This is a genomic window from Croceicoccus bisphenolivorans (assembly GCF_001634625.1).
Classification (GTDB): Bacteria; Pseudomonadota; Alphaproteobacteria; order Sphingomonadales; family Sphingomonadaceae; genus Croceicoccus; species Croceicoccus bisphenolivorans.
In genome coordinates, this window is sequence record NZ_LRSE01000003.1 from 98,646 (window position 1) to 117,590 (window position 18,945).

At 64.2% G+C, this 18,945-nt stretch carries 17 protein-coding genes and 1 pseudogene; 9 read left to right on the forward strand and 9 right to left on the reverse strand.

Translation table 11 applies throughout. From position 1 onward, the window contains the following. The first annotated feature begins 176 nt into the window (after positions 1–176). Entirely contained in the window at positions 177–542 is a 366-nt protein-coding gene (locus A7A77_RS03635; RefSeq protein ID WP_172799826.1) for a UrcA family protein, read from the forward strand. A 94-nt stretch (positions 543–636) separates the two neighbouring features. On the opposite strand, the gene A7A77_RS03640 is transcribed toward A7A77_RS03635, so the two are convergent. The 4 genes and pseudogenes from A7A77_RS03640 to A7A77_RS03655 form a co-directional block, all read right to left on the reverse strand. After that, on the reverse strand, positions 637–1,359 hold the full coding sequence (locus A7A77_RS03640) for an N-formylglutamate amidohydrolase (protein WP_066553801.1): 723 nt from the start codon (positions 1,357–1,359) through the stop codon (positions 637–639). Further along, complete coding sequence (locus A7A77_RS03645) at positions 1,356–2,180, reverse strand: 4-(cytidine 5'-diphospho)-2-C-methyl-D-erythritol kinase (RefSeq protein ID WP_066553804.1); 825 nt, start codon at positions 2,178–2,180, stop codon at positions 1,356–1,358. Before A7A77_RS03645 ends, A7A77_RS03640 begins: the two co-directional genes overlap by 4 nt. Before the next feature lie 10 nt (positions 2,181–2,190). Next, positions 2,191–2,529: pseudogene (locus tag A7A77_RS03650) on the reverse strand (GIY-YIG nuclease family protein). Between the two features lie 80 nt (positions 2,530–2,609). Continuing rightward, positions 2,610–4,256 (reverse strand): electron transfer flavoprotein-ubiquinone oxidoreductase, encoded by a 1,647-nt coding sequence (locus A7A77_RS03655; RefSeq protein WP_066553806.1) that lies wholly within the window; start codon positions 4,254–4,256, stop codon positions 2,610–2,612. A 141-nt stretch (positions 4,257–4,397) separates the two neighbouring features. Here A7A77_RS03655 and A7A77_RS03660 point away from each other — a divergent pair, with 141 nt between their 5' ends. The 4 genes from A7A77_RS03660 (at position 4,398) to A7A77_RS03675 (ending at position 8,200) form a co-directional block, all read left to right on the forward strand. Continuing rightward, a complete protein-coding gene (locus A7A77_RS03660; RefSeq protein WP_216635542.1) occupies positions 4,398–5,165 on the forward strand; it encodes a uracil-DNA glycosylase family protein in 768 nt (255 codons plus the stop codon). Positions 5,166–5,269: 104 nt separating this feature from the next. Next, entirely contained in the window at positions 5,270–7,060 is a 1,791-nt protein-coding gene (locus A7A77_RS03665) for a lytic transglycosylase domain-containing protein (protein WP_066553810.1), read from the forward strand. 14 nt (positions 7,061–7,074) lie between these two features. Continuing rightward, positions 7,075–7,602, forward strand: coding sequence for a molybdenum cofactor biosynthesis protein B (moaB, locus tag A7A77_RS03670; protein ID WP_066553813.1), 528 nt, complete (start codon positions 7,075–7,077; stop codon positions 7,600–7,602). A gap of 7 nt (positions 7,603–7,609) precedes the next feature. Further along, the gene (locus A7A77_RS03675; protein WP_066553821.1) at positions 7,610–8,200 is read left to right on the forward strand and encodes a DUF4304 domain-containing protein; all 591 of its coding nucleotides are present in this window, start codon (positions 7,610–7,612) and stop codon (positions 8,198–8,200) included. A gap of 3 nt (positions 8,201–8,203) precedes the next feature. Here A7A77_RS03675 and A7A77_RS03680 read toward each other — a convergent pair whose 3' ends face one another. Further along, a complete protein-coding gene (locus A7A77_RS03680) occupies positions 8,204–8,713 on the reverse strand; it encodes a YcxB family protein (protein ID WP_066553824.1) in 510 nt (169 codons plus the stop codon). A gap of 77 nt (positions 8,714–8,790) precedes the next feature. On the opposite strand from A7A77_RS03680, the gene A7A77_RS03685 reads away from it, so the two are divergent. Then, positions 8,791–9,867, forward strand: coding sequence for a PA0069 family radical SAM protein (locus tag A7A77_RS03685; protein ID WP_066553829.1), 1,077 nt, complete (start codon positions 8,791–8,793; stop codon positions 9,865–9,867). A gap of 72 nt (positions 9,868–9,939) precedes the next feature. Then, positions 9,940–10,539 (forward strand): hypothetical protein, encoded by a 600-nt coding sequence (locus tag A7A77_RS03690; RefSeq protein ID WP_066553831.1) that lies wholly within the window; start codon positions 9,940–9,942, stop codon positions 10,537–10,539. A gap of 3 nt (positions 10,540–10,542) precedes the next feature. On the opposite strand, the gene dnaE is transcribed toward A7A77_RS03690, so the two are convergent. The 4 genes from dnaE to A7A77_RS03710 form a co-directional block, all read right to left on the reverse strand. Then, positions 10,543–14,028, reverse strand: coding sequence for a DNA polymerase III subunit alpha (gene dnaE / locus A7A77_RS03695; RefSeq protein ID WP_066553833.1), 3,486 nt, complete (start codon positions 14,026–14,028; stop codon positions 10,543–10,545). 97 nt (positions 14,029–14,125) lie between these two features. Continuing rightward, entirely contained in the window at positions 14,126–14,410 is a 285-nt protein-coding gene (locus A7A77_RS03700) for a hypothetical protein (RefSeq protein ID WP_066553834.1), read from the reverse strand. 81 nt (positions 14,411–14,491) lie between these two features. Continuing rightward, positions 14,492–15,172 carry an ABC transporter ATP-binding protein gene (locus A7A77_RS03705; protein ID WP_066553836.1) on the reverse strand — a complete coding sequence of 227 codons (681 nt, stop codon included), beginning with the start codon at positions 15,170–15,172 and terminating at the stop codon, positions 14,492–14,494. Beyond that, positions 15,165–16,406, reverse strand: a complete 1,242-nt coding sequence (locus A7A77_RS03710; protein WP_066553838.1) for a lipoprotein-releasing ABC transporter permease subunit — start codon at positions 16,404–16,406, stop codon at positions 15,165–15,167. Before A7A77_RS03710 ends, A7A77_RS03705 begins: the two co-directional genes overlap by 8 nt. Positions 16,407–16,697: 291 nt before the next feature. On the opposite strand from A7A77_RS03710, the gene purF reads away from it, so the two are divergent. Together purF and A7A77_RS03720 are read left to right on the forward strand one after the other, a co-directional pair. Beyond that, positions 16,698–18,176, forward strand: coding sequence for an amidophosphoribosyltransferase (gene purF / locus A7A77_RS03715; protein ID WP_066554437.1), 1,479 nt, complete (start codon positions 16,698–16,700; stop codon positions 18,174–18,176). Next, positions 18,176–18,907, forward strand: coding sequence for an SDR family NAD(P)-dependent oxidoreductase (locus tag A7A77_RS03720; protein WP_066553840.1), 732 nt, complete (start codon positions 18,176–18,178; stop codon positions 18,905–18,907). The genes purF and A7A77_RS03720 overlap by 1 nt, the downstream gene beginning before the upstream one ends. Positions 18,908–18,945: the final 38 nt, after the last annotated feature.

Sequence of the window (18,945 nt, forward strand, 5' to 3'; positions counted from 1 at the left end):
GACGGGAACGCTGCCAAGGGCAACCAAGTCAACCCGCGTAGAGGCCAAGTCCCCCACCAACTGAACCGCACCAGTATTCATCGATTCATCAGGTAAATATCAGGATATCGTCCTCGCACATTACCCTTTGTCGGCCGCATCCTTCGCCCACGCTCATGCGACGAAGGAGAACAATCATGTACCGTTCCGCAATGTTCGCATTTCCTGTTGCTGCATCGATGATGCTGGCAGCACCTGCGGTCGCCAATCCCGCGACCACGGAGGCAGAGGAATCGGTCAGGGTCGGCTATGCCGATATCAGACTTGATACAGAGGAGGGGCAAGACGAGTTGAGGGCGCGGGTAACACACGCCGCCAAGCAAGTCTGCGGATTTTATGACGTGCCATTCGAAATCTCGATCTTCCTGCACACTTGCCTGAAATCCGTCATGAGAAGTGCCAATCACCAGATCGCGATCGCCATAACGCGTGCATCGGCGCGGTCAGCCAGGACCGACCAGGATACCGAACCAATGGACATAAAACTTGCGGTAGTTCGCTAAAGCAGCCTAACGCTTTATCGCTTTCGGCAATCCGGCGGCCTTTGGGGTCGCTAGCCGCCAGTCCGCTAAGCAGCCATAGACCCGACCAACCGCCCTACCCCATCGCCAGCACCGTCCTTTGCGCGACGTCCGCGATCAGGGCGGCCCAGCGCGCCTGCCCCGCCTCGTCGGCGATCTGGTCGTTGCGGACTTCGATGGCGAGGTAGTCGCGGCCCTTGTCCTCTGCGTGGCGGTTCATCGTCGCGTTGAGGTCGCGGCCCGAATAAGGCTCGTTATCGCCCACGATCAGGCCCTGATCGGCAAACAGCCGCATCGCGTGGAAGGCGGGGTTCGAGGTCTGGTTGTAGAGCAGCGAAACCTGCCACGGGCGCGCTTCCTCCGGCCGGGTTTCAAGGCGCGGGGTAAAGCTGTGGAGCGAGACGATAAGGCGCGGTTGCGCTGCTTCCAACCAAGCCTCCAGCGCGTCGTGATAGGGGTGGTAGAACGCGTCGATCCGCCCCTGCCGGTCCGCGCCGATGTTTCCCGCGATCAAGTGCCCGTCGCTGGTTTCGGGGATGAGGCCGGGGTGATCCTCCTCCCGGTGGAGGTCGATGACGAGGCGGCTGAGCGTGGCCAGATGCGCGGGGATGCCGTGGCGGCGGGCCATGCGTTCGGCCACGCCGTCCACCCCGATGTCGACCGCGACATGTTCGTCCATCACGCCGGGTGCAACGCCCAGTTCGATGCCTTCGGGCACGGCGTTGCTGGCATGGTCGGCAACCAGAACGATCCCGCCCGGTTGCGGCGTGCCGAGGGTGCGGTAGGGGGTGAAAGTCAACGTATCGCTCCGCTCATCTGCCACCAGTCGGGATGGCTGGCGGCGATGGTTTGCGCGGCACCGTCGCGCGCCGCAGGGTCATCGTACAACGCGAAACAGGTCGCACCCGATCCCGACATGCGGGCCAGCCACGGCGCGGTATCGCGCATCGCGGCAAGGACATCGGCGATGGCGGGGCAGATCGCGATAGCTGGCGTTTCGAGATCGTTGCGCCCATCGGTGGCGATCTGACGCGCCGTGCCGGTGGGCAGCGGGCCGCGATCCTTGCCGCCGCCCAATTCACCCCACGCCTTGAATACAGGCCCCGTGGGCACGGGCTGGCGCGGGTTCACCAACAAGACCGGCGTGCCTTTCAGGTCGTTCTGAACCTTGGCGAGATCGGTGCCCGTGCCGGTGCCGATCTTCATTTCGGACCAGACGCAGGCCGGAACGTCCGCGCCCAGCGTTGCGGCGCGTTGCATGACGTCGCTAGGCACCGATTGCTCTGCGGCGATCATGCGGATCAGCGCGCCCGCATCGGCGGACCCGCCCCCCAGCCCCGCCGCGACGGGCAGGTTCTTTTCGAGATGGACGTGCCAGCCCTCGCCGCGCGGAAACTTGGTCAGCGTATGGGCCAGGATGTTGTCAAAGGGGTTGTCGAGCGCGCCCGCAAACTCGCCGGAAACGGTGATCTTGTCCTCGTCGGCGAACTTTGCGGTCAGCCTGTCGCCATCGTCGACGAAGGCGAAGAGCGTTTCAAGCTCGTGATACCCGTCCTCCCGCCGCCTGCGAACATGCAGCGCTAGGTTGATCTTGGCGTAGGCGGTTTCGGAGAGGGTCATCGCACTTTCGTCATTCCCGCGAAGGCGGGAATCCAGCCTGCGCCAAAGGTTCAAATCCAAAGTCGACTGCAAGGTCGAGCCAATCGGGATTACTCTCCTCGATCAAGTGCAGCTTCCACGCACGGTTCCATTTTTTCAACTGCTTCTCGCGGACGATAGCGCTTTCCATCGTCGCATGCTGCTCGAACCATACCAGCCGATGCACATTATATCGCTTGGCGAAACCTTAGATCTCTGCGCTGCGGTGTTGGTGCAAGCGCGCAATCAGGTTCGATGCCACCCCGATGTAAAGGGTGCCGTTGCGCCGGGAGGCCAGCATATAGACTATCGGGCTGAATTCACGGTTCACGCGCGCCTCGCTGGATCCCCGCCTTCGCGGGGATGACGAAGGTTGTGTCGTCGTGAAGTCAGGCTCCGATCACCCACCCCTCACATATTCGGATAGTTCGGTCCGCCGCCGCCTTCGGGCGTGGTCCAGATGATGTTCTGCTTCGGATCCTTGATGTCGCAGGTCTTGCAGTGGACGCAGTTCTGCGCGTTGATCACGAACTTCGGCTCGCCCTCTTCGACGCCCGTGAATTCATAGACGCCTGCCGGGCAATACCGCTGCGAAGGGCCGCCATAGACCGGCAGGTTCACCGCAACCGGGATCGACGGATCCTTGAGCTTCAGGTGGCAGGGCTGGTCTTCCTCGTGGTTGGTGTTCGACAGGAACACCGAGGAAAGGCGGTCGAAGCTGATCTTGCCGTCGGGCTTGGGATAGTCGATCTTCTTGTAAAGATCGGCGCGGCCCGTGCTTTCGTAGTCCGCGTGGTGCCCCATCGTGATCGGCAACCCGATCTTCAGCGTGCGCATCCACATGTCGGCACCGGCCAGAACGGTGCCCAGAGCGCCGCCGAACTTGGCGACGGCAGGTTCGGCGTTCTTCACCTTCTTCAGTTCTTCCGCGATCCAGCTGTTACGCAGGTTCGCCTCGTACTCGGCCACCTCGTCATTCTCGCGGCCAGCGGCGATCGCCTCTGCAATCGCTTCGGCGGCGAGCATCCCGCTCTTCATCGCGGTGTGGCTGCCCTTGATGCGGGGCACGTTCACGAAACCTGCCGCACAGCCGATCAGCGCGCCGCCGGGGAAGCCGAGCTTGGGCACCGACTGCCAGCCGCCTTCGTTGATGGCGCGCGCGCCGTATGCCACGCGCTTGCCGCCTTCGAGGATCTTGCGGATTTCGGGGTGCTGCTTCCAGCGCTGGAATTCCTCGAAAGGATAGACCCACGGGTTCTTGTAATCGAGCGCCACCACGAAACCCAAAGCAACCTGCCCGTTCGCCTGGTGATAGAGGAACCCGCCGCCCCAGCTTTCGCTTTCGCTCAGCGGCCAGCCCTGCGTGTGGATGACGCGGCCGGGAACGTGCTTGTCGGGATCGATGTCCCACAGTTCCTTCATGCCCAGGCCATAGACCTGCGGCTGGCAATCCGCCTCGAGGTCGTACTTTGCCTTCAGTTCCTTGGTCAGCGAACCGCGCGCACCTTCGGCGAACAGCGTGTACTTGCCGTGCAGTTCCATGCCCGGCTGATAGTCGCCCTTGTGCGAGCCGTCGGCGGCAACGCCCATGTCGCCGGTGGCCACGCCCTTTACCGAGCCATCGTCGTTATAAAGCACTTCGGCAGCAGGGAAGCCGGGGAAGATCTCGATGCCAAGCTCCTCGGCCTTTTCGGCGAGCCAGCGGCACAGGTTGCCCAGCGATCCGGTGTAGTTGCCATCGTTCGACAGCAGCGGCGGCATCGCGATGTGCGGAAGCGAGTACTTCTTGCCGCGCGTCAGGACCCAGTGGAGGTTGTCCGTCACCGGCGTTTCCGCCATCGGGCAACCTTCATCGCGCCAGTCGGGGAACAGTTCATCAAGCGCGCGCGGATCGATCACCGCGCCCGACAGGATGTGCGCACCGATCTCCGATCCTTTTTCAAGGATGCAGACTTCGATTTCGGGGTTCACCTGCTTCAGCCGGATCGCCGCCGAAAGGCCCGCCACGCCGCCGCCGACAACGACGACGTCATAGGGCATCGATTCCCGTTCGCTCATCTTCCCAACTTCCCCTAGCAATCTTATCCGTTCGATTTTCACATCAGGCCTTGATTGCTGCAAAGCGCAACGTCAAGCCTGCGTGTAGTCGTGGCTGACGCAGCAGATGCGCAAGGCCCGCCGCTTTAGGGAACTGGAACTTTGGCCAGAAACGCTTCCGACTGGAAGGCCATGATCGAATCGCACGCCGCGTTCTGGCAGGACGCGGGCGTCGATCTTGCCTTCATCGACGAAGCACAGGACATGCTGGCGGCGGCAGAGGCGGCGAATGCACCCGATGCACCGCCGCGTATCGCGCCGGTCGAACTTCCTCCGGCAAGGCCGCTTGGCCCGTCCACGCCCGATGTCGCGGCTGTATCCGACAATACGGATCACTGGCCGGACCGGCTGGAGGCGTTCGCGCCGTGGTGGCTGGCCGAACCGTCGCTGGACAGCGGGCCGGCAGACAGGCGTGTGCCCCCGCGCGGTGCGGCTGGCGCCGAACTGATGGTGATCGTCGCGCAGCCCGAATCGGTCGACACCGGCACCCTGCTTTCGGGGCCGGAGGGCGCGCTTCTCGATGCGATCGAACGGGCCATGGGCCTTGCGCCGGGGGCGATTTATCGCGCGTCCGCCCTCCCCCGGCTCACCCCTGCGGCAGACTGGGCAGAAATCGCGGCAGCCGGAATGGGAGCGGTTCTGCGCCGCCATGTCCAGCTCGTCGCACCAAAACGTCTGCTCGTCCTGTCGAGAGAGGTTGTCGCCCTGCTTGCGCCCGAGAAATTCGATGCGGACGGCACGGGCGTGGTTGTCGCCGGAACGCGCGAAATCCCCGTAATTGCGGCTTATCCACTCGCCCAGATGGCACCAAGGGCCGGATACAAAAGGATTTTCTGGCAACGCTGGCTTGCATTCGCCAACAGGGATTGACGAAAAAGCCCAGTGGATTCAACGTGGTGCCATGTGACTGGCCTGCGGCCCTGCTTTTGCGCCGTTCAGTCAGTCTTTACCCTGTTGCCCGCATAAGGTTTGCCATGATGGTCCCGTCAATCCCCGGAACGTCACGCCTGAAGCGTTTCTGCGCCGCGCTGGCCCTTGCCGGAAGCGCCGCCGCGATCGCCGCACCCGCCCACGCCAACACCACCGTGCCCGGCACGGCCTCCGTCCGCATTCCGGACCAGCTGAACGGCGAACAGCGCGCGTTCTATTCCGGCATCTTCGCGCTGATCGATGCGGAAAACTGGACGGAAGTGGAAGCCCGGCTTGCCCTGCGGCCGGACGAGCCGATGAAGCAGGTGGCGCTGGCCGAATACTACCTCAATCCGAAAAGCCCCGTGATCGGGCTGGACCAGCTGAACGCGTGGCTGGCGATGGGAACGGACCTGCCGCAGGCCGGACAGATCGGGCGGCTGGCGATCAAGCGGGGCCTTGAAAGCGGGCCGCAATTGCCGGGCACGCAGCGGCTGGTCTCGATGCGCACGCCTGCCAAACGCATCCTGCCGCGCAAGACCGGCGACATGACGATGCCGGACGAGATCGCGAACGCCATCACCGACCGGATCAAGAACGACGATCCGGCGGGCGCACGCATCCTGCTGGACGGTGTGGACGCCACGCTTTCGGGCGAGGCGCGGGCCGAATGGAGGCAGAAGGTCGCATGGTCCTACTATATCGAGAACAACGATGCCGCTGCGCTGTCACTGGCCCGCAATGTCGCCAATGGCGGCACCGGCGCATGGGTCGGCGAAGGCTGGTGGGTTGCGGGGCTGGCCGCATGGCGGCTGGGCGATTGCGCATTGGCCGCAGACGGCTTCACCAACGCATCGAAAACCGCCGCGAACGAGGAATTGCGCGCCGCATCGCTCTATTGGGCAGCGCGCAGTTTCACCCGCTGTCGCCAGCCGGAACTGGCCGATCCGTCGCTGCGCTCCGCCGCCGGATATAGCGAGACGCTCTATGGCATGATCGCGGCGGAACAGCTGGGCATGGAACTGCCCAAGGCCGCCGTCGGGCAGGATTTCTCCGCCCGCGACTGGCAGCAGATCGCCGGCGAACCAAATGTGAAGACGGCGATCGCGCTGGTGGAAATCGGGCGAGAGGGACTGGCCGACGAAGTGCTGCGCCATCAGGCCAGCATCGGCGATCCGGGCGAATTCGATTCGCTGTCGCGCCTTGCCCGCGCGCTCGGCCTGCCGGGAACGCAGCTTTACATGGCGTACAACGCACCGCGCGGGGCAAAGGCCGATCCGGCAACGCGCTATCCGGTAACGCGCTGGGCCCCGAACGAGGGGTGGCGCGTCGATCCCGCACTCGCCTACGCCCACACATTGCAGGAATCGAACTTCCGCGCCGAAGCCGTCAGCCCCGCGGGCGCGGTCGGCCTGATGCAGATCATGCCCGGCACCGCACGCCACCATGCGCCATCGCTCGGCCTTGGCAGCTATGACCTGAAAGATCCGGCCACGAACATGAGCTTCGGCCAGCGCAATCTGGAGATGCTGCGCGATTCGGGCGGAACGCAGGGCCTGCTGCCCAAGATCATGGCCGCATATAACGCGGGGCTGTCGCCGATCACGCGCTGGAACACCGAAATCCGCGACTTCGGCGATCCGCTGCTATGGATGGAATCGATCCCTTATTGGGAAACGCGCGGCTATGTCGCGATCGTGACGAAGAACTACCTGATGTACCGGCGGCAGGATGGTGAGACGTCCGACGTGCGCGAAGCCTTTGCCCAGAACCTGTGGCCGAAATTCCCCGGCCCCGGCGGTGCCAGCGCGGTTTCACGGAACGGCAAGCCGGTATTGTCGGGCGCGACCCGCTAGAAAGGCGTTACACGGTGGCCATCGACGAATCCCGCACCTTCAAGCCGATCCGCATCGCGCTGCTGACCGTATCGGACACGCGCGGACCGGACGAGGATACGAGCGGAGACATCCTTGCCGACCGCATCCACAACGCGGGCCACACGCTGATCGACCGTCGCATCCTGAAGGACGATGTCGGCCTCATCACCGCACAGCTTCACGCATGGATCGAGGATGAGACCATCGATGTCGTCGTCATCACCGGCGGCACGGGCCTGACCGGCCGCGACGTCACGCCAGAAGCGCTGGACCGGGTAAAGACGCGCGAAATACCCGGTTTCGGCGAACTGTTCCGCTGGATCAGTTTCCAGACCATCGGCACCAGCACGATCCAGTCGCGCGCCTGCGCGGTGGTGGCGCGCGGCACTTATATCTTCGCGCTGCCCGGATCGAACGGCGCGGTGAAGGACGGGTGGGACGGCATTCTTGCCGAACAGCTGGACAGCCGGAACCGCCCCTGCAACTTCGTGGAACTGATCCCGCGCCTACGCGAGAAGTAAGGCGAACATGGCTGACGCGGCGAAATCCAACCGTCATGTCCGCGCCGCGATCCGCGAGCTGCTGGAGCCGGAACTGGTCCGCCTGGGGTTTGACGGCAAATACCCCGAATTTCACCGCCTTGCCGACGGGCAGTGGCACGGCTTTGCCATCCGCACCGACAAGTACGGCGGCGGCTTTTCGACCGACATGGCGCGATCCCCGTTCAGCGAAGCGCGCTATCGCCGCCTGCTGAAATCCGATCCGTCACAGGCCGGATTGCCAGCGATTGCCGACCATGACCGCAAGCAGCGCGCCCGTCTGTGGCACGAAGGCGAAGACGGATCGGACCGGCATCAATGGTCCAGCGATTTCCGATACGACGATATCCGCGACGACCGTGACGCCTGCCGCGCCTTGGTCGGCAGACTGGTCGCACTGTTGCCCGAAGCGGATGCATGGCTGCGCACCGGCAAGGCTGGCCCGCATGTCGACGCCGATTTCAAAGGGCCGCCGGGCAGGCCGGGTCCCAACCTGCGTGCCCTGGCAGCGGACACGGTGAAAACGATCCTCGGCGCCGCCAGAATCCGTCCGGACAAGGACGGGATCTATCGCGGCTGAGCCCTACAACCGCCTGACGCCTGCTGCTTCCAGCCTTCGCAGCAATTCGTCCGCCGCATCGCCCAGCGCGCAGGTCGGCACGAGGTTGTAGAACATCTCCGTCTGGTAAAGCAGGATCACGCCCTTCCCCGCCAGCACTTCGCGATATTCCGCCATCGGGATGCGCACCGTGCCGCGACTGCCGATGAAAGTGATCGCATCTTCATCGAAGGACAGGGTATGATCGTCGCGCAACTGCGCGCTTTGCCGGTATTGCCGCCGCGCCTGAATGGGCGCCATCACCAGCAGCACCACCCACAGCAGCGGCAGCACCACGACCAGCGCGAAAGTCGATGCGAGGTTCAGGTATCCGTCCATCGCGTCCAGAACCAGCAACAGCACCGCGACGACCACAATGGCGACGATAAGCCACTTCGCCGGCGGCCTGAACATGCGCGCCTTCATCGCCATCCGGCCCGCCACGACGGCCTCTGCTTCCTCTACACGATAGTGAAACGGTCCGAATTCGCTCATGCCCGAACCATAGGTCGTTCAATCGCTTGGCGCTAGTAGTTCTTGTTATGTTCCGTGCTCGGCCATACAATAAGCTCATGCCGATTCGTGCCTTTTCCGGTCGCGGCGCGCCTTCGAACGCAGTGCCGCAGCGCTTCGGCCTTGCCGCGCGCGAGGCGGATGGCGACTGGCTGGACGAGGCGGCGGGCATTGACGGTCCTGCCCCCAAACTGCGCACGACGGTGACGGAGGAGCACCCGCGCGCGATCCTGTCGTTCAATGCCTCTCCCGATATTCCCTTCGACCGGTCCATCAACGCCTATCGCGGTTGCGAGCATGGCTGCGTCTATTGCTTTGCGCGACCGACCCACGCCTATCACGACTTGTCGCCGGGGCTGGATTTCGAAACGAAGCTGTTTGCGAAGCCCGACGCGGCAAGCCTGCTGCGCAAGACGCTGGCGAAAAAGGGCTATGCCCCCGCCGTGATCGCGATGGGCACGAACACCGATCCCTACCAACCGATAGAGGCGCGTTACCGGATCACCCGCGCGATCCTCGAACTCTGTCTGGAAGTGCGGCACCCCGTGGCCATAACCACCAAATCGGCGCGTGTGCTGCGGGATCTGGACCTGCTGGCGCAGATGGCGCGGATGGATCTCGTCGCCGTTAGCCTTTCGGTCACCACGCTGGACCCGCGCCTGTCGGGCCTGCTCGAACCGCGCGCCTCTGCCCCTGCAAAGCGAATCGATGCACTGGCCCGTCTGGTCGATGCGGGCGTGCCGGCAAACTGCATGATCGCGCCGGTCATTCCCGCTATCACCGACGAATTCATGGAAGGCATCGTTGAACGGGCCGGCGCGGTTGGTGTGCAATCCGCCAACTGGATCATGATGCGCCTGCCGCACGAGGTGTCGCCACTGATGCGCGAATGGCTGGACACGCATTTCCCCGACCGCGCGGCGAAAGTCATGAACACCGTGCGCGCAATGCGCGGGGGCAAGGACAACGAACCGGACTTCCACGCCCGCTTCCGCCCGCAAGGGGCATGGGCAGACCTGTTCCGGCAACGCTTCCGGCTGGCGATCCGGCGCGCAAGGATTCCGCAGCGGCAGGTGACGCTGGACTGCTCCCGCTTTCGCGCGCCTTCGGCAGACGGGCAGCTGTCGTTGCTGTAAACTATCGCGTTTACGGTTGGGCAAACTCTGTGTGCGAGAATTTTCTTCGCAAATCAGGGGGATTACCCGGCTATGAAGGAAATCGTTCTGGGCGGCGTCGCCGTCTTCGGCGTGGGGCTTGCCACGTTCTTCGCCCCGCCCTTCAAGTTCGGCACGTTCGAACGCCTCGATACGGCGCATGGCCCCGCCTATACATTGACGACGGAACAGGCCGTCGACCGGCTGCTGACGGCAGCGCCCGTCAAAGGGCAGATGCCCTTCGGCAATCTTGACCTGACAATCAGCAAGGTTTCCGCCGACAAGGTCCGTTTCGCGGCGGAAGGCGCCCATGCGCGGTTCGGCTGCACGGCCACCGTTTTCCAGGCCCGCAGGGACGCGGTTCAGGTGAAAACCGCGTGCACCGGCGGCGGTTCGCCAAGTGACGGCGCGGCCGCCCCGGCGGTGGACGAGATGAAGGAGATCGGATTTCGCGAACTGGTCGATTCCACGATGCAAAAGCGACCGTTCGACAATGCCAAAGTGCAGATGCAGAACACCGGCGCGATGATGCGCAACCTGCCGCAGATGCAGAAAGACGCGCTGAAGATGAGCGCCGAAACGGGCAGGATGCAGCAGGAATACGAAGCCGACCGCGAAGACGCCGAAATGCGCCGCTGGCTCGAATCGGACTGAGGATCAGGCGACCAGCCGCAGCGCCTGCTTCGATTTGGCCGACAATGCGGCGGCGCTGACACCCGCGATCTCTGCCAGCCGGTCGGCCAGTTCGCCGTCCAGCGCGAAATCGCGGCCCAGCAGCATCGTCGCCTCCCGCCCTTCACCCAACAGCAGGCGGGCGATCACTTCACCTGTCGCGCCCTCTGCCCGCGGCAGAGCGAGTGCCAGCTCGCCGATGGCGTCGATCCGGTCGATCGTCAGGCGCAGTTCCATCCGCGCCGACCCCTTCACCGCCGTCAGCGCTCTTGCCCCGCGCACGGTAACGCGCGGCGGCTCTTCGGGGCTTGGGCGGTCAAGCTCGACATTCAGCAGCACGCATTCGCCCGACTTTGCCCAATCGCGGAAACTGTCGACCAGCCCTTCCTCGAAACACGATGCGCTGAACTGGCCGGACTGGTCGGAGAAATCGGCCATCACGAAATCGCGGCCCTTGCGCGTCTGGCGCTTGTTCGCCCCTTCGACCAGCACGGCCATCACCGCGCTGGTGCGCCCGCTGCCGCCGCCGTCTTCCGACCCGCTGGCCATCAGGCTGGCATAGGATCGCGCACCCTGCGAACTGGCAACCGCGCGCCACTGGCTGACGGGGTGGGCCGCGAAGTAGAAGCCGAAATTCTCGCGCTCCTTCTCCATCTGGTCCTTGCGCGGCCATGCGGGCGTTTCGACCATGCGCAAGTCCGCCTCGGCATGGTCTTCCCCGCCGAACAGCCCGCCCTGCCCGCTTTCCTTTTCGCGCACGGCGGCATCGGCCACGGCGAGCAGCATGTCGGCATTGGCGATGACCTTGGCGCGGTTCGGCTCAAGGCTGTCCAGCGCACCGGCACAGGCCAGCCCTTCCAGCTGGCGGCGGTTCATCGAACCTGCGGGTAGCCGTTCGAACATATCCTTCAGGCCATCGAACTTGCCCCGTGCCTCGCGCTCGGCGACGATCGCGTCCATCGCCTTTTCGCCGACGTTGCGGATGCCCGCCAGCGCGTAGCGGACGCGGTGCCCTTCGTCGGTCGGCTCGACCGTGAATTCGGCCTCGCTCATGTTGATGTCGGGGCCGGCGCATTCCAGACCGCCGCCGGGATAGCGTCGCATGTCGTCGACGAAGACCGACAGCTTTTCCGACTGGTGCATGTCGAAGCACATCGATGCGGCGTAGAATTCGTGCGGATAATGCGCCTTCAGCCACGCGGTCTGATAGGCGAGCAACGCATAGGCAGCGGCGTGCGACTTGTTGAAGCCGTAGCCGGCGAACTTGTCGATCAAGTCGAACAGTTCGTTCGCCTTTTTCGCGTCGATGTCGCTGACTTCCTTGCAGCCTTCGACAAATCGCGTTCGCTGCGCGTCCATCTCGGCCTGCACCTTCTTGCCCATCGCGCGGCGCAGCAAGTCTGCATCGCCCAGCGAGTATCCGGCAAGGATCTGCGCGGCCTGCATCACCTGTTCCTGATAGACGAAGATGCCGTACGTCTCGGCCAGGATGCCTTCGAGCTTGGGGTGCGGATATTCGATTTCCGCCTGTCCGTTCTTGCGCTGGCCGAACAGGGGGATGTTGTCCATCGGGCCGGGGCGATAGAGCGAGACGAGCGCGATGATGTCCTCGAACCGCGTCGGCTTCACCGCGGCCAGCGTGCGCCGCATGCCTTCCGATTCCAGCTGGAACACGCCGACGGTATTGCCCTGCTTCAGAAGCTGGAACACGCCCCCGTCGTCCCACGGCAGACCATCGAGATCGATCTCGATCCCGCGCCGCTTGAGCAAATCAACCGCCTTGCGCAGCACCGACAGGGTTTTCAGGCCGAGGAAGTCGAACTTAACAAGGCCGCTCGATTCGACATGCTTCATGTCGAACTGCGTCACCGGCATGTCCGAACGCGGATCGCGGTAGAGCGGGACGAGCTGCGAGAGCGGACGGTCGCCGATCACCACGCCCGCGGCGTGGGTGGAGGAATTGCGCGGCAGGCCTTCCAGCTGCATCGCAAGGTCGAGCAACCGGCGCACTTCGGGATCACGTTTATACTCACCCGCGAACTCGGCGATGCCGTTCAGCGCGCGGTCCAGCGTCCACGGGTCTGCCGGAAGGTTCGGCACCATCTTGGTCAGCCGGTCGACGTGGCCGTAGCTCATCTGCAGGATGCGGCCGCAATCGCGCAGCACGGCGCGGGCCTTCATCTTGCCGAAGGTGATGATCTGCGCGACGTGATCGTGCCCGTACTTCTTCTGGACGTAGCGGATCACCTCGCCGCGCCGCGTTTCGCAGAAGTCGATGTCGAAGTCGGGCATCGACACGCGTTCGGGGTTTAGGAAACGTTCGAACAGCAGGCCGAGCCGCAGTGGATCGAGATCGGTAATCGTCAGCGCCCACGCCACCAGCGAACCTGCACCAGAACCACGGCCCGGCCCAACCGGAATGCCGTTATCCTTCGCCCACTTGATGAAGTCGGCAACGATCAGGAAGTAGCCGGGAAAGCCCATGCCGACGATGATGTCGATCTCGAACTGCAGGCGGTCGAAATACTTCTGCCGCTCTTCCGGCTCCATCTCGCCATACGGCTCAAGCCGCTTTTCAAGGCCGCGCTTCGCGTCCTCTGTAATCATGCGCGCCTCACCCTCCAGATCGCCGGCAAGGCTGGGCAGGATCGGCTTGCGATAGGGCGGCATGAACGCGCAGCGCTGGGCGACGACCATCGTGTTGGCCAGCGCTTCGGGCAGATCGGCGAAGACCTGTGCCATCGCATCCGCCGGTTTCACCCATGCATCCCTGGGCGCGCGGGGGCGGTCCTCGTTATCGATATAGGTCGAACTGGCGATGCACAGCATGGCATCGTGCGCGGGGTGGAAGCTCGCCTCGTCGAACAGCGCGGGGTTCGTGCCGACGATGGGCAGGTCGCGCGCATAGGCAAGGTCGATCAGCGCGTCCTCGCTCTCCGCCTCGTTCTCCGCGCCGCTGCGCGCAATCTCGACATATAGCCGGTTCGGGAACAGCGCCTGCAACCTGTCGGCATAGGCTGCGGCCTCTTCCGCCTGCTCCGCCGCCAGCAGCCGCGCCAGCGCGCCTTCGCCCGCGCCCGTAAGGCAGATCAGCCCGTCGGTATGCCCCTCCAGCGCACCCATCGGCACGTGGGGGTCAAGGTGCAGCGGACGATCGAGGTGCGCCTTGGAGACGAGGTGGCACAAGTTGTTCCACCCATCCTCGTCCTGCGCATAGAGCGCGATCCAGTCGATCGTATCGCGATTCGGGCGCTGGACGGCCAGCAGCGTGCCGACGACGGGCTGCACGCCGACATCCTTGGCCGCGCCCGCAAAGGCGATCGAGCCGTAAAGGCCGTTGCGGTCGCAGATGGCGATGGCGGGAAAGCCGCGTTCCTTGGCCAGCTTGGCCAGTTTCTTCGGATCGATCGCGCCTTCCAGCATCGTGAAGCTGGAAAAGACGCGAAGGGGTACGAAGGGCGCGAAGGACATGGTGTCACGCTAACGAAACGAACCGCCCCGCGCGAGAGTGCAGTGCGCGTTTCAACAGGGGTGTCCCCGTCTTTCTGCCCCGCTTCGACGCCCGCGATCACGCGGCGGGAAAATCGTCCCGCCGGGCCAGCGCCTCGATCTCGCCAAGGGTAAACACGCGGTCGCCCGACTTCTGGATGACAAGACCCGTCCGGTCACTTTCCGGCAGCATCTTCACGAAGCGGATCATCTCCGCGAACGTCCCTTCGCGGATGACGTTGAGGCCGCGCAACATATCGCTCGACTGTCCTTCGGCGCGGCGGTGCAGCGATGCGTGATCGTTCCAGTCGCTGGCGTTCGGATCAAGCGGCTCTGCGTGGAATGTGCTGGGATGTTCGCTCATCAAATCCCCCTTTCGTCGTTTTACGGTGTTTCACACCATCAACGCACGAGGCATCCGTTTTTTCCCTGATTTACGGGAAATTCAGGCGTGGTGCAGCACACCTTCGTGCAGGCGCACAACCCTGTCCATCCGCGCGGCCAGACGCTCGTTGTGGGTCGCGATCAGCGCGGCGCTGCCCTGCCCGCGCACCAGCCGCAGGAATTCCTCCAGCACACGGTCGCTCGTCGCCTCGTCAAGGTTGCCGGTGGGTTCGTCCGCCAGCACCAGATCGGGCTTGTTGGCCAGCGCACGGGCCACGGCCACGCGCTGCTGCTCCCCGCCCGAAAGCTGGCTGGGCCGGTGCGTCAGCCGGTGGCCAAGGCCAAGCGCGGTCAGCAATTCCTTTGCCCGCACTTCCGCCTCTTCGCGCGGAACGCCCGCGACAAGCTGGGGAAGGATCACGTTCTCGTTCGCGTCGAAATCGGGCAGCAGGTGATGGAACTGGTACACGAAGCCCAAGTGTTCGCGCCGCAACGCCGTGCGCGCGTCGCCGTTGGACTTCTCCGCCCGCTGGCCACAGATCGCGATTTCGCCGCCAAAGCCGCCTTCCAGCAGGCCCACCGCCTGCAACATCGTCGACTTGCCCGAACCCGACGGGCCGAGCAGGGCCACGATCTCTCCGGGCATGATGGCAAGATCGATGCCGCGCAGGACATCGATGGTGACGCCCCCTTGCGTGAAGGAGCGGGTCAGGCCCTTCAGTTCGACAACCGCATTATTCATAGCGCAACACCTGTACCGGGTCCGTGCTCGACGCCTTGAACGCAGGGTAAAGCGTGGCGAGGAACGAGAGCACCAGCGCGATCAGCACGATCAATATCACTTCTCCCGGATCGGTGCGCGCGGGCAGTTCGGAAAGGAAGCGGATGGACGGGTCCCACAATTCCTGTCCGGTCAGCAGTTCGACCAGCCTCACCGCCGACTGCCGGAATTCCAGCGCGACGAAGCCCAGCAATAGGCCCGCGCCGGTGCCCAGCGTGCCGATCAGGAAACCTGCCGTCACGAAGATTTTCAGGATCGAACGCCGCGTCGCGCCCATCGTGCGCATGATCGCGATATCGCGCGTCTTGGCACGCACCAGCATGATCAGGCTGGACAGGATGTTGAACACGGCGACCAGCACGATGATCGACAGCACCACGAACATCGCCACGCGTTCCACGGCCAGCGCCTCGAACAGGGATGCGTTGATCGTCTTCCAGTCATTCACCACGGCGCGGCCTGCCAGCTTCCGGCCCAGCGGGGCCAGCGTCTCGCCAACGGTGTCGGGGTCTTCGGTCATCACCTCTATCATGCCGACCGAATCGCCGATCAGCAGCAGCGTCTGCGCATCCTTCATCGGCATGACGACATAGGCGTTGTCATAGTCGTAGATGCCGATTTCGAAGATAGCGGCCACTTCATAGCCGATTTCGCGCGGCACGGTGCCGAACGGCGTCGTGCGCCCCTGCGGGTTGATGACGGTGATGACATCGCCGATGCGGATGCCAAGGTTCTGCGCCAGCCGCGAACCGATCGCGACGCGGCCCGCGCCCGGCTGCAGCAGGTCCAGATTGCCGAGCAGGTTCTTGTCCTTCAGCTCGGCAATCGATTCGGGCGTCGACCCGCGCACCAGCACGGCCTCCGCGCGGCCTTCGTAGCTGCCCAGCAACGGTTGTTCGATCAGCGGTTCGGCACGCGTCACGCCCGGCGTCTTGCGCACGTCTTCCAACACGGATTCCCAGTTATCCAGCCGCCCTCCGTAAGCCTGGATCACCGCATGGCCGTTCAGCCCCACGATCTTGTCCAGCAGTTCGGCCCGGAAGCCGTTCATCACGCTCATCACGATGACCAGCGCAGCCACGCCCAGCATCACCGCGGCAAGGCTGATGCCCGCCACCATGGCGATGTACGCCTCGCCCTTGCCAGGCAGCATGTAGCGCTTGGCGATGGTCCATTCGAAAGGTGAGAGAATCAAACCGGGAAACTGCCTGCTATGCGGCGCAGGACATGGGGTGCGCGCCGACTGGTGCCTTCAACGCGGTTGATTAGGCCCCGGTTCCCCGACTGGCAACCCGCGTCGGCATTTGTGCGGTTGCGAAAAAGCAAGGCAATCGCCGGTTGTAATCGCGGTGAAACATGGGCAAAGGCGCCCCGAACGGCGCAGGTGACGCGCAGCACCCTTTCTGCTAGTCAACCCACGCAGCCCCCGGCAGGCAACAAGCGGAAGATCCACGGCATGACGGCCATCGAGTTCGACCAATCCGGAATGGGTGTTGGCCATCCTTTCCTCGATACTGATGGCGATAAGCTGCGCGAGGAGTGCGGCGTATTCGGCGTGATCGGCGCGCGCGACGCCGCCGCCGTAACCGCGCTGGGCCTCCACGCGCTGCAGCATCGCGGGCAGGAAGCTGCCGGCATCACCAGCTTCGACGGCAATGAATTCTATTCCCGCCGTGGCACCGGCCACGTCGCCGAGAATTTCTCGACCGGAGAGGCGCTGGCCCAGCTGCCGGGCGAAATGGCCGCGGGCCACGTGCGCTATTCCACCACCGGCGGCGCAGGGCTTCGCAACGTGCAGCCGCTCTATGCCGATCTGGCCAGCGGCGGTTTCGCCATCGCCCACAACGGCAATATCTCGAACGCGATGCACCTGCGCGCCGATCTGGTGCGCAAGGGCGCGATCTTCCAGTCGACCAGCGATACAGAGGTGATCATCCACCTCGTCGCCACCAGCCGCTATCCCACGATGCTGGACCGCTTCGTCGATGCGCTGCGGCTGGTAGAGGGCGCCTATTCGCTGATCGTGATGACGAACAACGGCATGGCCGCCTGCCGCGACCCGTTGGGCATCCGCCCGCTCGTTATGGGAAAGATGGGCGATGCCACCGTCTTTGCCAGCGAGACCGTCGCTCTCGACATCGTCGGCGCTAAGTTTGAGCGCGAGGTTGAGCCGGGCGAGCTGATCGAGGTGGACTTCGACGGTTCGGTTCGCAGTCACCGCCCCTTTGGCAAGCCCGCGTCGCGCCCGTGCATCTTCGAACACGTCTATTTCAGCCGCCCCGATTCGATCAGCGGCGGCCGCTCGGTCTATTCCGTGCGCAAGGCGATCGGCCAGCAGCTTGCCATCGAAAGCCCCGCCGATGCCGATATCGTCATTCCGGTGCCCGATTCGGGCGTGCCTGCCGCCATCGGCTATGCGCAGGAATCGGGCGTTCCCTTCGAACTGGGCATCATCCGCAGCCACTATGTCGGCCGCACCTTCATCCAACCCAGCGACGGCCAGCGCCATTCCAGCGTCGCGCGCAAGCACAACGCGAACCGCGCGTTGGTAGAGGGTAAGCGCATCATCCTGATCGACGATTCGATCGTGCGCGGCACCACCAGCCTCAAGATCGTGCAGATGATGCGCGATGCCGGCGCATCCGAAGTGCACATGCGCATCGCCAGCCCGCCGACGATGCATTCCTGCTTCTACGGCGTCGACACGCCCGAACGGTCCAAGCTGCTTGCCGCGCGCATGGATACCGAAGCGATGCGTTCGTTCATTCAGGCCGACAGCCTTGCCTTCGTGTCGATCGACGGGCTTTACCGCGCGGTCGGCGAAAGCGAGCGCAAGGCCAAGTGCCCGCAATATTGCGACGCCTGCTTCAGCGGCGAATATCCCACCAGCCTGACCGATCTGGCCGAGCGTGAGACCCCGCAGCTGCCGCTGCTGGGCAAGAAGCTGGACGAAAAGGCCGCCTGATGACCGACACCGCGACCGGCAAGCCCCTTCAGGGGAAGCTCGCGCTCGTCACCGGGGCAAGCCGCGGGATCGGTGCGGCCACGGCCATCGAACTGGCCGCGCGCGGCGCCCACGTGATCCTGACCGCGCGCGATGCCCGCAAGCTGGAACAGGTGGAGGAACAGATCCACGCCGCCGGCGGCAGCGCGACGATCGCGCCGATGGATCTGGCAGAGCCCGACTCGATCGCGCGTCTGGCCACGGCCATCGCCGGACGCTGGGACGCGCTGGACGTTCTGGTCATCAACGCGGCGGTCTTCGTGCCGCATACTTCGGTGCAGGACCTCGATCCGAAGGCTTTCAGCCACGCATTGACGGTTAACGTGCTGGCGACGCAGACGCTGCTGGCCGCGTTCCACCCGATGCTGAAAAAGGCCGAGGCTGCGCGGGTCATCGGCCTTACCAGCACCGTAGGGGCAAGCCCCAGGGCATACTGGTCCGGCTATTCGGTCACCAAGGCCGCTTTCGACAATCTTCTGGCCACTTACGCCCTTGAAAACGCGAATACGAGCAAGGTGCGCACGGCCATCGTGAACCCCGGCGGCACCCGTACCGAAATGCGCGCGCGGGCCTTTCCGGGTGAGGATCCGGCAACCGTGCAGCCGCCCGAGGTGGTGGCGCAGTTCATTGCCAACATTCTTGGTAAAGACTTCGGCAACGGTGAAATTATCGCCGTTAAGGATCCGAAGTAACTCCGTCTTAACCGCGTTTATCGCACACTGGTGGAACT

Coding starts and splice junctions, on each gene's coding strand:
- A7A77_RS03690 (WP_066553831.1), top strand. CDS start 9,940: ATGAAGGAAATCGTTCTGGGCGGCGTCGCCGTCTTCGGCGTGGGGCTT.
- A7A77_RS03645 (WP_066553804.1), bottom strand. CDS start 2,180: ATGACCCTCTCCGAAACCGCCTACGCCAAGATCAACCTAGCGCTGCAT.
- A7A77_RS03665 (WP_066553810.1), top strand. CDS start 5,270: ATGATGGTCCCGTCAATCCCCGGAACGTCACGCCTGAAGCGTTTCTGC.
- A7A77_RS03700 (WP_066553834.1), bottom strand. CDS start 14,410: ATGAGCGAACATCCCAGCACATTCCACGCAGAGCCGCTTGATCCGAAC.
- A7A77_RS03680 (WP_066553824.1), bottom strand. CDS start 8,713: ATGAGCGAATTCGGACCGTTTCACTATCGTGTAGAGGAAGCAGAGGCC.
- A7A77_RS03655 (WP_066553806.1), bottom strand. CDS start 4,256: ATGAGCGAACGGGAATCGATGCCCTATGACGTCGTCGTTGTCGGCGGC.
- dnaE (WP_066553833.1), bottom strand. CDS start 14,028: ATGTCCTTCGCGCCCTTCGTACCCCTTCGCGTCTTTTCCAGCTTCACG.
- A7A77_RS03705 (WP_066553836.1), bottom strand. CDS start 15,172: ATGAATAATGCGGTTGTCGAACTGAAGGGCCTGACCCGCTCCTTCACG.
- purF (WP_066554437.1), top strand. CDS start 16,698: ATGGGTGTTGGCCATCCTTTCCTCGATACTGATGGCGATAAGCTGCGC.
- A7A77_RS03720 (WP_066553840.1), top strand. CDS start 18,176: ATGACCGACACCGCGACCGGCAAGCCCCTTCAGGGGAAGCTCGCGCTC.
- A7A77_RS03675 (WP_066553821.1), top strand. CDS start 7,610: ATGGCTGACGCGGCGAAATCCAACCGTCATGTCCGCGCCGCGATCCGC.
- A7A77_RS03635 (WP_172799826.1), top strand. CDS start 177: ATGTACCGTTCCGCAATGTTCGCATTTCCTGTTGCTGCATCGATGATG.
- A7A77_RS03685 (WP_066553829.1), top strand. CDS start 8,791: ATGCCGATTCGTGCCTTTTCCGGTCGCGGCGCGCCTTCGAACGCAGTG.